This is a genomic window from Streptomyces sp. NPDC051180, from assembly GCF_040689545.1.
GTDB lineage: Bacteria > Actinomycetota > Actinomycetes > Streptomycetales > Streptomycetaceae > Streptomyces.
In genome coordinates, this window is record NZ_JBFBBC010000013.1 from 25,488 (window position 1) to 38,295 (window position 12,808).

Sequence of the window (12,808 nt, forward strand, 5' to 3'; positions counted from 1 at the left end):
CGGCATCCCTTCACCCTTGATACACCGCTCGACCCGATCAGGTTCCCGACCGCCGCGGACCACCCTCGCGGCGCGTCAGTCCCAGGATCCCCGGGGCGCCGGGAGCGACGCGATCTCCGCCAGGTCCTCCGCCGTCAGCCGGAGCTCCGCCGCCCCCGCGTTCTCCACCGCCCACCGCTCCCGCTTCGCGCCCGGCACCGGCACGACGTGCGCGCCCCGCCCCAGCACCCAGGCCAGCGCGACCTGCGCCGGGGTGACGTCCGCCCCGTGCCGCGCGGCGACCCTCCGCAGCCCCGCGACGAGCGGCTGGTTCGCGGCCATCATCTCCGCCGTGAACCGCGGGTGCCGGGCCCGCGGATCGTCCCGCTCGAAGCCGCTGCCGGGGGTCAGCGTCCCGGTGAGGAAACCGTTCCCCAGCGGCATCGCCGCCAGGAAGCCGACGCCCCGAGCGGCGCACCAGGGCAGCAGCCGCGCCAGCGCCTCCTGCGACCACACCGACAGCTCGGCCTCCACCGCCGCCACGGGGAACACCTGCTGGACGCGCTCCAGTTGGCGGATCGTTCCCTCGTAGCCGTCCCGGCCCGCGCCGACCGCGCCCCGGCGGGCCGAGCGGGCGCCGACCGCGCAGAGACCGAGGGCCCGCACCTTGCCGGCCGACACCAGGTCGGCCATCGCGCCCCAGGTCTCCTCGACCGGCACCTCGGGGTCCGCGCGGTGCAGCTGGTAGAGGTCGATCACATCGGTCTGGAGCCGCCGCAGCGAGGCGTCGCACGCCCGACGCACGTATCCCGGCCTGCCGTTGGCGACCACGTGCTGGTCGCCGACGAGCAGTCCGCACTTCGTCGAGACGAACGCCTCCGCCCGCCGCTCCTTCAACACCCGCCCCAACAGCAGCTCGTTGGTGAACGGTCCGTACATGTCGGCGGTGTCGAGCAGGCTCACCCCGGCGTCGAGCGCCGCGTGCACGGTCCGCAGCGAACGGTCCCCGCGCTGTTCCGAACGGCTGTACGCCCAGCTCATCGGCATGCACCCCAGGCCGATCGCACCCACGTCGAGCGCCGTCGCCCCGATAGTCCTGCGCTCCACCTGCCGGTACCCCTCCCTGTGCCGTCCCCCAAAGTAACCAATGACGAACGGGATTCTTCGCATAGCCTCCCGGTCATGAGATTCGAAGACACGGCCGCCGACGTGTGGCTTCCGGTTCCCGCGGACGAGATCGAGGGGCTCCCCGCGCCCGGCGCGTCAGGGCTGAACTACCGCTTCTGGGACGGCGGGCCGGAGTTCCCGGCCGATCCGGCCCGGTGCGCCTTCTACGTCGTGCCGTACATGAAGGGGTCCGAGATCGCCGTACGGCCGCTGGCCGCGATGACCTCGCTCCGGGCCGTGCAGACCCTGTCCGCGGGCATCGACCACGTCACGCCCGGCCTCGGCTCGCTGCGGCCGGGCGTCGCCCTGTGCAACGCCAAGGGCGTCCACGAGGCCAGCACCGCCGAGCTCACGCTCGCGCTGATCCTCGCCTCGCTGCGCGGGATCCCCGGGTTCGTGCGCGGCCAGGACGCCGAGGAGTGGCGGGCCGGCTTCTACCCCGCGCTCGCCGACAAGTCCGTCCTGATCGTGGGGTACGGATCGATCGGCGCCGCGATCGAGGACCGGCTCGCGCCCTTCGAGTGCGCGCGGGTGGCGCGCGTCGCACGCTCCGCGCGCACCACAGAGCGCGGCCCGGTCCACGCCCTGACCGAGCTGCCCGCCCTGCTGCCCGAGGCGGACGTGGTCGTCCTCTCGACGCCGCTCACCCCCGCCACCACGCACCTCGCCGACGCCGGGTTCCTGGGGCGGATGAAGGACGGCGCGCTGCTGGTCAACGTGGCCCGGGGCCCGGTCGTCGACACCGCCGCGCTCCTCAAGGAGGTGGAGAGTGGCCGGATCACGGCGGCACTCGATGTCACCGACCCGGAACCGCTGCCGGCCGGCCACCCCTTGTGGCACGCTCCCGGTGTCCTGATCAGCCCCCACGTGGGAGGTTCGACCTCGGCCTTCATGCCGCGCGCGAAGCGGCTGATCGCCGGGCAGCTCCGGCGGTTCGCGGCCGGCGAGGAGCTGGCCAACGTCCTCCTGACCACCGGCTGAGCGGCGCCGGGCGCACCGTCCCGGCCGGCCCGGCGGTCCGCAGGGGCCCGCGGGACCGGACGGGTGGCGTCCGTCCCGGCACGCGCCGCGCGGACGTCCCGACGTCGTCACGCAGAGTACAGCGACCCTGTCCCTGAGTGACGAACCTGGTGTATCGTCCCGGAGCGGGGGACTGCGTCGAGTACGGGCTGACGCTGGGGAGCGAAGTGACGGGACATCAGATTCCGAGGGGGGCGACGGGTGCGGCACGGCCGGACGACCGACGACCCGACGCGGCGACGCCGCCGTCGGCCGGCCTTCCACGCCCCGCCGCCGGCCTCGCGCGCTCGGTACCGGAACAGGCCGCGCAGCACGGCGCGCCCCGCGCCACCGAACCGCCCGGCCCCGGGCCGCACGCCGGACCGGGGCCGCACGGCACGGGAGGCGGGGGCCCCGAGGGCCGCGCCCCCGCGCCGTCGGACGCGGCACCCGGCGACTGCGACGGACACGCCCCCGGCGCCGTCGACGAGCCACAGGCCCGCCCGCACGAGGCGGCCGGGTGCGGCGGCGCGGTGCCGGAGGGGTCGGTGAGCGCGCCCGGGGCGGTCCTGACCCGCCCCTCCGCCGCCGACGACCCCGGTCGCCGGGGCGGCCGGGAGCGGGAGCGGGACCCGGAGCGGACCGGCCTCCGGTCGGTCCTCGCCCAGGTCACCCTGGGCCTCATCTGCGCCGGGTACACCACGGGCGCCTCGCTCGGCTGGGGCTCCCCGCGGCTCGCGCTCTTCATGGGCGACTTCGGCCTCAGTGCCGCCGCCCTCACCGCCGCGGTCTCCTGCTTCCTCTACGGCCGTGCCCACCGCGGCAGCGCCCGCCCCGCCTGGCTGCTCTTCGCCTTCTCCTCGTTCATGGCCTGCGCGGGCAACGCGGTGTGGGGCTGGTACGAGGTCGTGCTCCGCGCGGAGGTGCCGGACTCCTCCGTCGCCGACCTCTTCTTCCTGCTCTTCGCCCCGCCCGCCATCGTCGGCCTCCTCGTCCTCGCCAAGAAGCCCGTCACCCGGGCCGGCTGGGTCTGCCTGGGGCTCGACGCCTGGCTCATCGGCGGCTCGCTGCTGACGCTGTCCTGGAGCCTCGCCCTCGCCCGCACCGCCCACTTCGAGGGCGAGCCCGTCGCCCAGGCCGCGCTGTCGCTGGCGTACCCGCTGCTCGACATCGTGCTCGTCAGCATGGTCCTGGTGCTGCACTTCAGGCGCTCGCAGGCGAACCGGTCGGCGACCAACACCGCCATCGCCGCGCTCGCGCTGACCGTGCTGTGCGACGCCCTGTTCACCTCGCCGCTGCTCCGCGAGAACTACGCCTCGGGCCAGCTGCTCGACGCCGGCTGGTTCGCCGGCTCGCTGCTCCTCGCCTACGCGCCCTGGGGGGTGCGCCGCCCGCCCGACGGCGCGGTCGCCGCCCGCGGCCCCCTGCTCCACAGCCGCCCCGTCGCCGGCTCGCTGGCGGCCCTCACCCCGTACCTCGCCGCGGCGGTCTGCACCCTCGGCATCCTGTACAACGTGGTCGAGGGGCGCCGGGTCGACAAGGTCGTCGTCCTGACCGGCTGCACGGTCGTGCTCGCCCTCGTCGTGCGGCAGGGCATCATGCTCCTCGACAACATCGCGCTCACCCACGAACTGGCCCAGAAGGAGAACCACTTCCGGTCACTCGTGCAGGGGTCGAGCGACGTCATCATGATCGCCGCGCCGACCGGGGTGCTCCGCTACGTGAGCCCCGCCGCGAGCGGGGTGTACGGCCGCGACGCCGACGATCTCGTCGGCTCCGAGCTGGCCTCCCTCATCCACCCCGAGGACCTCGGCGCCGTCGTCCACGAGGTGCGGCGCTTCCTGGCCGTCTCGCCCGCCGAGGAGCCCACCACCCGGATCGAGTGCCGCTTCCGCTCCGGCCGCGGCGACTGGCTCAACGTGGAGTCGACCGTCAACCGGCACCAGGGCGGACTGATCTTCAACAGCCGTGACGTGACCGAACGCGTCAGGCTCCAGGCCCAGTTGCAGCACAACGCCGAGCACGACCCGCTCACCGACCTGCCCAACCGGGCGCTGTTCACCCGGCGGGTCCGGCAGGCGCTCGGCGGCCGCCGCTCCTCCGACGCCGGCGCGGCCGTGCTCTTCATCGACCTCGACGGCTTCAAGGCGGTCAACGACCGCCTCGGCCACCAGGCGGGCGACGACCTCCTGGTCCAGGCCGCCCGCCGCCTGCACGACTCCGTCCGGGCCGGCGACACGGCCGCCCGGCTCGGCGGCGACGAGTTCGCCGCCCTCATCGTCGGCGACGGCGGACGGGACCGGGCGGCACGCCAGAGCCAGGTCCAGGAGATCGCCGACCGGCTCCGGCTCACGCTCTCCCGGCCGTACCGCGTCGACGGGGGCAACGAGGTGCGGGTCGCCGCCTCCATCGGCGTCGCCTTCGCCGAGCCCGACATGGAGGCCGGCGACCTCCTGCGCAACGCGGACCTCGCCATGTACCGCGCCAAGGCCGCCGGGAAGGACCGCGTCGAGCTCTACGCACCCCAGATGCAGGCCGAGATCGTACGGCGCACGGAGCTGGCCGCCCGGCTGCGGACCGCCCTCCACGACGGCGAGTTCGCCCTGCTCCATCAGCCGGTCGTCGACCTCGCCACCGGCCGGATCGCGGCCGTCAGCGCCCAGGCGCGCTGGCGGTCCGCGCAGGGCATCCTCTTCACCCCCGCGGAGTACCTCCGGGTCACCGACGACGGGGAGCGCCCGGCGGAGCTCGGGCGCTGGCTCCTGGAGGAGGCGGTGGAGCAGGCCGCCGAGCGGGCGGGAATCGGCCACCGTGCCCCGGTCGCCGTCCGGCTCTCCGCCCGCGGCCTCCTGGACCGCTCGCTGCCGCTCGGCACGGTCGAGTCCCTGCTCACCCGGCACGGCCTGCCGTCCGGCTCGCTCGTCGTCGAACTGGCCGACACCGACGCCAGGACCCCCCTCGACGAGCTCGAACAGCGGCTGGTGGCGCTGCGCCGTCTCGGGGTGCGGATCGCGCTCGACGGATTCGGCAGCGGACATGTGGCGATCAACGCCCTCAGGAGGCTTCCGGTCGACATACTGAAGCTGGACCGGGGGCTCGTCGAGGGCGTGGTTGAGTCGCCCCGGCTCCGCAAGATCACGCGTGGGGTGCTCCGTATCGCCGGCGAGCTGGGGATGCAGACCGTCGCCGACGGCGTCGACGTACCGGAGCAGGTCATCGCCCTGCGCGCGATGGGGTGCAGCCACGCCCAGGGGATGGCCTTCTCGGGCCCGCTCGACGAGTACCGGCTGCGCAGGGCCCTGGTGCGGGACGACTACCCGCTCCCGGGCGGGGTGCCCGTACCGGCCGGAAACCGTCCCCCGATCGGCTCACATACTGAGACGCCCGTCCCACCCACTTGACAGTGGTGAGGCCCGAGAGGGAGGGTCAGTGCCATGCGCACCCGAATTCTCGTACTTGGAAAGCGCGTCGGCTGAAGCGGGGCCACAGTAGGCCCGGCTTAGAACGCACCCGACGCGCTCCCCTCGCTTGCCTCACGGCACGAGGGGTTTTTTGTTGCACTGGCTCACCCCAAAATCGACGCAAACCCTCGCAAAACACCTCGCAAAAACCCTCTGCTTCGAGAAGAGATGCTGATGACCGACCAGGCCACCGGGCACCATCCGCAGCCGCGGCCCCGCGGCGGCGCGCAGCCCGCCACCACCGTCGAGCACGTCACGGGTGCGCAGTCCCTCATCCGTTCTCTCGAAGAGGTGGGCGCGGACACCATCTTCGGCCTCCCCGGCGGCTGCATCCTCCCGGCCTACGACCCGCTGATGGACTCGCAGAAGGTGCGCCACATCCTGGTCCGTCACGAGCAGGGCGCGGGCCACGCGGCCACCGGCTACGCCCAGGCCACCGGCAAGGTCGGCGTCTGCATGGTGACCAGCGGCCCCGGTGCGACCAACCTCGTCACCCCGATCGCCGACGCGCACATGGACTCGGTCCCGATGGTCGCGATCACCGGTCAGGTCGCCTCGAAGGCGATCGGCACGGACGCCTTCCAGGAGGCGGACATCTGCGGCATCACGATGCCGATCACCAAGCACAACTTCCTGGTCACCAAGGCCGAGGACATCCCGCGGACGATCGCCGAGGCGTTCCACATCGCCTCCACCGGCCGCCCCGGCCCGGTCCTGGTCGACATCGCCAAGGACGCCCTCCAGGCGAAGACCACCTTCAGCTGGCCGCCCCAGACCGACCTGCCCGGCTACCGCCCGGTGACCAAGCCGCACGCCAAGCAGATCCGCGAGGCCGCCAAGCTCATCTCCGCGGCCAAGCGGCCCGTCCTGTACGTCGGCGGCGGTGTCATCAAGGCCGGCGCCACGGCCGAGCTGAAGATCCTCGCCGAGCTCACCGGCGCCCCGGTCACCACCACCCTGATGGCCCTCGGCGCCTTCCCCGACAGCCACCCGCTGCACGTCGGCATGCCGGGCATGCACGGCTCCGTCACCGCCGTCACCGCGCTGCAGAAGGCCGACCTGATCGTCGCCCTCGGCGCCCGCTTCGACGACCGCGTCACCGGCAAGCTCGACAGCTTCGCCCCGTTCGCCAAGATCGTCCACGCGGACATCGACCCGGCCGAGATCGGCAAGAACCGCGCCGCCGACGTCCCGATCGTCGGTGACGCCCGCGAGGTCATCGCCGACCTGGTCCAGGCCGTCCAGGCGGAGCACAGCGAGGGCAACAAGGGCGACTACACCGCCTGGTGGAGCGACCTGAGCCGCTGGCGCGAGACCTACCCGCTCGGCTACGACCTGCCGGAGGACGGCAGCCTCTCGCCGCAGCAGGTCATCCAGCGCATCGGCCGCCTCGCCCCCGAGGGCACGATCTTCACGGCGGGCGTCGGCCAGCACCAGATGTGGGCCGCCCACTTCATCGACTACGAGAAGCCGGCCACCTGGCTGAACTCCGGCGGCGCCGGGACGATGGGGTACGCGGTCCCCGCCGCGATGGGCGCCAAGGCCGGCATGCCGGACCGCACGGTCTGGGCGGTCGACGGCGACGGCTGCTTCCAGATGACCAACCAGGAGCTCACCACCTGCGCCCTGAACAACATCCCGATCAAGGTCGCCATCATCAACAACGGCGCCCTCGGGATGGTCCGCCAGTGGCAGACCCTCTTCTACAACCAGCGCTACTCCAACACGGTCCTGCACTCCGGCCCGGACGACATCCAGGCGAACAAGGGCACCCGCGTCCCCGACTTCGTCAAGCTCTCCGAGGCCATGGGCTGCGTCGCCCTGCGCTGTGAGGACCCGGCCGACCTGGACAAGGTCATCGCCGAGGCCAACGCCATCAACGACCGCCCGGTCGTGATCGACTTCATCGTCCACGAGGACGCCCAGGTCTGGCCGATGGTCGCCGCCGGCACCTCGAACGACGAGGTCATGGCCGCACGGGGCGTCCGCCCCGACTTCGGCGACGGCGAAGACGACTGAAGCGCGGAACGCAGCAGAGCGAAAAGGAAGAGACCCAGACCATGTCCACCAAGCACACGCTCTCCGTTCTCGTCGAGAACACGCCCGGCATCCTCGCCCGGATCGCCGCCCTGTTCTCCCGCCGCGGCTTCAACATCGACTCCCTCGCCGTCGGCATCACCGAGCACCCCGACATCTCCCGCATCACCATCGTGGTCAATGTCGAGGGCCTGCCCCTGGAGCAGGTGACCAAGCAGCTCAACAAGCTGGTCAACGTCCTGAAGATCGTCGAACTCGAGCCCAGCGCCGCGATCCAGCGCGAGCTCGTCCTGGTGAAGGTCCGCGCCGACAACGAGACCCGCTCCCAGATCGTCGAGATCGTGCAGCTGTTCCGCGCCAAGACCGTGGACGTCTCGCCCGAGGCGGTCACCATCGAGGCCACCGGTTCGAGTGACAAGCTCGACGCGATGCTCAAGATGCTCGAGCAGTTCGGCGTGAAGGAGCTCGTCCAGTCCGGCACGATCGCCATAGGGCGTGGTTCCCGGTCCATCACGGACCGGTCCCTGCGGGCGCTCGACCGCAGCGCCTGAGAGTCATCGGAGGTCGACCGCCGGTCCATCCGGCGGTCCGACTGACGAGACCCGAAAACCTACCTCCCGCTCCCCGCCGTACGGTGGGACGCAACACCAGCACCTCAAGGAGATTTCCAGTGGCCGAGCTGTTCTACGACGCCGACGCAGACCTGTCCATCATCCAGGGCCGCAAGGTCGCGGTGATCGGCTACGGCAGCCAGGGCCACGCCCACGCGCTGTCGCTCCGTGACTCCGGTGTCGACGTCCGCGTCGGTCTCCAGGAGGGCTCGAAGTCCAAGGCCAAGGCCGAGGAGCAGGGTCTGCGCGTCGTCTCCGTCGCCGAGGCCGCGGCCGAGGCCGACCTCATCATGATCCTGACCCCGGACCCGATCCAGGCCCAGGTCTACGAGGAGTCCATCAAGGACCACCTGAAGGAGGGCGACGCGCTCTTCTTCGGTCACGGCCTGAACGTCCGCTACGGCTTCATCAAGGTCCCCGAGGGCGTCGACGTCGCCCTGGTCGCCCCGAAGGGCCCGGGCCACCTGGTCCGCCGTCAGTACGAGGAGGGCCGCGGCGTCCCGTGCATCGCGGCCGTCGAGCAGGACGCCACCGGCAAGGCGTTCGACCTGGCGCTCTCGTACGCCAAGGGCATCGGCGGCACCCGCGCCGGCGTCATCAAGACGACCTTCACCGAGGAGACCGAGACCGACCTGTTCGGCGAGCAGGCCGTCCTCTGCGGTGGCACCGCGGCGCTGGTCAAGGCGGGCTTCGAGACCCTGACCGAGGCCGGCTACCAGCCGGAGATCGCGTACTTCGAGTGCCTCCACGAGCTGAAGCTCATCGTCGACCTCATGTACGAGGGCGGCCTGGAGAAGATGCGCTGGTCCGTCTCCGAGACCGCCGAGTGGGGCGACTACGTCACCGGCCCGCGGATCATCACCGACGCCACCAAGGCCGAGATGAAGAAGGTCCTCGCGGAGATCCAGGACGGCACCTTCGCCAAGGAGTGGATGGCGGAGTACCACGGCGGTCTGAAGAAGTACAACGAGTACAAGACCCAGGACGCCAACCACCTCCTGGAGACCACCGGCAAGGAGCTGCGGAAGCTCATGAGCTGGGTGAACGACGAGGAGGCGTAAGCCTCCCGGGCGGGGGCCGGACACCATGTCCGGCCCCTTCCCGCATCGTTGGACACCTCGTCCAACCACGGACGGGTGATCCTTCCAACGAGGCGCATGAAGTGCGCCGGCACAGCACTACACTGCTCAACAACATACGCGTCAGGCCCACAGCGTCGTGCGCTTTCACGCGGCAAGCCCCCTCCACCGCCTGCGGCCGTCGGGACGGCCGTCCGCACTGGACCTGTGAGGACTCACGTGAGCTCGAAACCTGTCGTACTCATCGCTGAAGAGCTGTCGCCCGCCACCGTCGACGCGCTGGGCCCGGACTTCGAGATCCGACACTGCAACGGTGCCGACCGCGCCGAGCTGATCCCCGCCATCGCCGATGTGGACGCGATCCTGGTCCGTTCCGCGACCAAGGTCGACGCCGAGGCCCTCGCCGCCGCGAACAAGCTGCGGGTCGTCGCCCGCGCGGGTGTCGGTCTGGACAACGTCGACGTCTCCGCCGCCACCAAGGCCGGCGTCATGGTCGTCAACGCCCCGACGTCCAACATCGTCACCGCCGCCGAGCTCGCGTGCGGTCTGCTCGTCGCCACCGCGCGCAACATCCCGCAGGCCAACACCGCGCTGAAGAACGGCGAGTGGAAGCGCAACAAGTACACGGGCGTCGAGCTGAGCGAGAAGACCCTCGGTGTCGTCGGCCTCGGCCGCATCGGCGTCCTGGTCGCCCAGCGCATGTCCGCCTTCGGCATGAAGATCGTCGCGTACGACCCCTACGTGCAGCCCGCCCGCGCCGCCCAGATGGGGGTGAAGCTGCTGGCCCTGGACGAGCTCCTGGAGGTCGCGGACTTCATCACCGTCCACCTGCCGAAGACCCCGGAGACCCTCGGTCTCATCGGCGACGAGGCGCTGCACAAGGTCAAGCCCTCGGTCCGGATCGTCAACGCCGCGCGCGGCGGGATCGTGGACGAGGCGGCGCTCTACACCGCCCTCAAGGAGGGCCGGGTCGCCGGCGCGGGCCTCGACGTGTACGCGAAGGAGCCCTGCACGGACTCCCCGCTGTTCGAGCTCGACCAGGTGGTCTGCACCCCGCACCTCGGCGCGTCCACGGACGAGGCCCAGGAGAAGGCCGGTATCGCGGTCGCCCGTTCGGTGCGCCTGGCGCTCGCCGGCGAGCTGGTCCCGGACGCGGTCAACGTCCAGGGCGGTGTCATCGCCGAGGACGTGAAGCCGGGTCTGCCGCTCGCCGAGAAGCTCGGCCGCATCTTCACCGCGCTCGCGGGCGAGGTCGCGGCCCGCCTCGACGTCGAGGTGTACGGCGAGATCACCCAGCACGACGTGAAGGTGCTCGAACTCTCCGCGCTCAAGGGCGTGTTCGAGGACGTCGTCGACGAGACCGTCTCGTACGTCAACGCCCCGCTGTTCGCGCAGGAGCGCGGTGTCGAGGTGCGGCTGACGACGAGCTCCGAGTCGCCCGACCACCGCAACGTGGTCACCGTGCGCGGCACGCTGTCGAGCGGCGAGGAGGTGTCGGTCTCCGGCACCCTGGCCGGTCCCAAGCACCTCCAGAAGATCGTCGCGGTCGGCGACTACGACGTGGACGTGGCGCTCGCCGACCACATGGTCGTGCTGCGCTACGAGGACCGTCCCGGCGTCGTCGGCACGGTCGGCCGCATCCTCGGCGAGGCCGGTCTGAACATCGCGGGCATGCAGGTGGCGCGCGCGGAGGAGGGCGGCGAGGCGCTCGTCGTCCTGACCGTGGACGACACCGTCCCGGCTCCGGTCCTCGCGGAGATCGCGCAGGAGATCGGCGCGGCCTCGGCCCGTTCGGTCAACCTGATCTGACGCTCGCCCGGACCCCGTACCCGGTCGCTAGACGTTCGTCTTACACGAGCGTCTAGCGGCCGGGTACAGTGCTGTCATGGGACACAAGGAAGACCTGCTCGAAGGCGCCAAGCGCTGCCTGCTGGAGAAGGGGTACGGGCGCACCACCGCGCGCGACATCGTTGCCGCGTCCGGCACCAACCTGGCCTCCATCGGCTACCACTACGGCTCCAAGGACGCCCTGCTCCAGCAGGCGTTCCTTGCGCTCACCGAGGAGTGGGGGGAGCAGGTCGGCCCCGCCGGCTCCGGCGAGCGGAGGCGCGAGCTGCCGGCCGACCCGTACCGGCGCTTCCACGCCGTCTGGGAGCAGGTGATCGGCGCGGCCGAGGCGAGCCGGCCGGTCTGGAAGCTGCAGACCGAGATCGTCACCCGGCTGGACGACGACGAGAAGCTGCGCGACGCCATCAAGGAGCCGCAGCGCGAGGGGCGGCTCGGGATGGCCGAGGGCTTCCTCGGCATCGACCCGGAGGCCGACCCCGAGAAGGCCAGGGTCGCCGGACTGCTCTGCCAGGCGCTGGCCACCGGCGTGATGATCCAGTGGATGGTCGACCCGGAGACGGCGCCGAGCGCGGACGACCTCACCGCGGGGCTCAGGGTCCTGATGGGGGAGGACAGCTGAGGACCACCTTGGCGCGGGCGTGCTCCTCCTCGACGTACCGCAGGGCGCGCGCCGCCTCGGCCAGCGGATAGGTCCGCTCGACGACCGGGACGACGGCGCCGCTCTCGGCGAACTCCCGCAGCGCCGCCAGGTTCTCCCGGCTCGGCTCGGCCGTGAGGACGTGGAGCCGGCGGCCGGAGAACCGGGAGAGCAGCTGCCCCTTGACGATCAGCGCCATCGGCCCGAAGACGCTGCCGCCCTCGAAGACGCCCCCGCCGGAGAGGACGAGCGCACCGGTGGGGGAGAGGGTCCGGCGGAGGTCGGCCAGCGACCGGTTGCCCACCAGGTCGAACACCAGGTCGTAGCGGTCCGGGCCGGCGGTGAAGTCCTCCCGGGTGTAGTCCACGACCCGGTCCGCGCCGAGCCCCAGCACCAGCGAGGCGTTCCGGGCGCTGCACACCCCCGTCACCTCGGCGCCGAACGCCTTGGCCAGTTGTACGGCGAAGGTCCCGACGCCGCCGGAGGCCCCGTTGACCAGTACCTTCCCGCCCGGCCGCACGTTCCCCAGGTCCCGCAGCCCCATCAGGGCGGTGTTGCCCGCCAGCGGGATCGCCGCCGCCTGCTCGAAGGTCAGGCCGGCCGGCTTGCGCTCCGTCGCCTCCTCCGAGGCGCAGACGTACTCGGCGAACGTCCCGGGCGCCTCGCCGAAGACCTCGTCGCCGGGGCGCAGCCCGGTCACCCCGGCGCCCACGGCCTCGACGCGGCCCGCGAAGTCCCTGCCCCTGATCCGCTCCTTCGGTCTTCGCAGGCCGAGGGCGAGCCTGGCCACGTACGGGTCGCCCCGCATCAGGTGCCAGTCGGCCGCGTTGACGGCGGCGGCGTGGACGCGGACCAGTACCTCCCGCTCGCCCGGCACCGGTCTCTCCACCTCGGCGAACTCCAGCACGTCCGCCGATCCGTACCGGTCCTGCACCCACGCCTTCATGAAGCCCCCTCGCTCGTTCTCCGTCTCCACCACGACGGTAGGGC

9 protein-coding genes are annotated in these 12,808 nt (G+C 71.9%); 7 read left to right on the forward strand and 2 right to left on the reverse strand.

The window, feature by feature from the left end; translation table 11 throughout:
* Window positions 1-75 precede the first annotated feature (75 nt).
* Window positions 76-1,086 (reverse strand): aldo/keto reductase, encoded by a 1,011-nt coding sequence (locus AB0424_RS22755; RefSeq protein ID WP_366308197.1) that lies wholly within the window; start codon window positions 1,084-1,086, stop codon window positions 76-78.
* Between the two features lie 102 nt (window positions 1,087-1,188).
* Here AB0424_RS22755 and AB0424_RS22760 point away from each other — a divergent pair, with 102 nt between their 5' ends.
* From AB0424_RS22760 to AB0424_RS22790, 7 genes are all read left to right on the forward strand, one after another.
* Window positions 1,189-2,127: a 2-hydroxyacid dehydrogenase gene (locus tag AB0424_RS22760; RefSeq protein WP_366308469.1), complete on the forward strand. Its 939-nt coding sequence runs from the start codon at window positions 1,189-1,191 to the stop codon at window positions 2,125-2,127.
* Window positions 2,128-2,819: 692 nt separating this feature from the next.
* A complete protein-coding gene (locus AB0424_RS22765; protein WP_366308471.1) occupies window positions 2,820-5,546 on the forward strand; it encodes an EAL domain-containing protein in 2,727 nt (908 codons plus the stop codon).
* Between the two features lie 228 nt (window positions 5,547-5,774).
* Window positions 5,775-7,625, forward strand: a complete 1,851-nt coding sequence (locus AB0424_RS22770) for an acetolactate synthase large subunit (RefSeq protein ID WP_366308199.1) — start codon at window positions 5,775-5,777, stop codon at window positions 7,623-7,625.
* 41 nt (window positions 7,626-7,666) lie between these two features.
* Window positions 7,667-8,194: an acetolactate synthase small subunit gene (ilvN, locus tag AB0424_RS22775; protein ID WP_351909000.1), complete on the forward strand. Its 528-nt coding sequence runs from the start codon at window positions 7,667-7,669 to the stop codon at window positions 8,192-8,194.
* Window positions 8,195-8,313: 119 nt separating this feature from the next.
* The gene (ilvC, locus tag AB0424_RS22780; protein WP_366308202.1) at window positions 8,314-9,315 is read left to right on the forward strand and encodes a ketol-acid reductoisomerase; all 1,002 of its coding nucleotides are present in this window, start codon (window positions 8,314-8,316) and stop codon (window positions 9,313-9,315) included.
* 237 nt (window positions 9,316-9,552) lie between these two features.
* Window positions 9,553-11,142, forward strand: coding sequence for a phosphoglycerate dehydrogenase (gene serA, locus AB0424_RS22785; protein WP_366308204.1), 1,590 nt, complete (start codon window positions 9,553-9,555; stop codon window positions 11,140-11,142).
* Between the two features lie 76 nt (window positions 11,143-11,218).
* Window positions 11,219-11,800 (forward strand): TetR/AcrR family transcriptional regulator, encoded by a 582-nt coding sequence (locus tag AB0424_RS22790; protein WP_366308206.1) that lies wholly within the window; start codon window positions 11,219-11,221, stop codon window positions 11,798-11,800.
* On the opposite strand, the gene AB0424_RS22795 is transcribed toward AB0424_RS22790, so the two are convergent.
* Window positions 11,772-12,764 (reverse strand): NAD(P)-dependent alcohol dehydrogenase, encoded by a 993-nt coding sequence (locus tag AB0424_RS22795; protein ID WP_366308473.1) that lies wholly within the window; start codon window positions 12,762-12,764, stop codon window positions 11,772-11,774. The genes AB0424_RS22790 and AB0424_RS22795 overlap by 29 nt on opposite strands.
* Window positions 12,765-12,808 lie beyond the last annotated feature (44 nt).

Bases quoted from the DNA above. Each gene is read 5' to 3' on its own strand.
- AB0424_RS22770 (WP_366308199.1), top strand. From the start codon at position 5,775: ATGCTGATGACCGACCAGGCCACCGGGCACCATCCGCAGCCGCGGCCC.
- ilvN (WP_351909000.1), top strand. From the start codon at position 7,667: ATGTCCACCAAGCACACGCTCTCCGTTCTCGTCGAGAACACGCCCGGC.
- AB0424_RS22790 (WP_366308206.1), top strand. From the start codon at position 11,219: ATGGGACACAAGGAAGACCTGCTCGAAGGCGCCAAGCGCTGCCTGCTG.
- AB0424_RS22795 (WP_366308473.1), bottom strand. From the start codon at position 12,764: ATGAAGGCGTGGGTGCAGGACCGGTACGGATCGGCGGACGTGCTGGAG.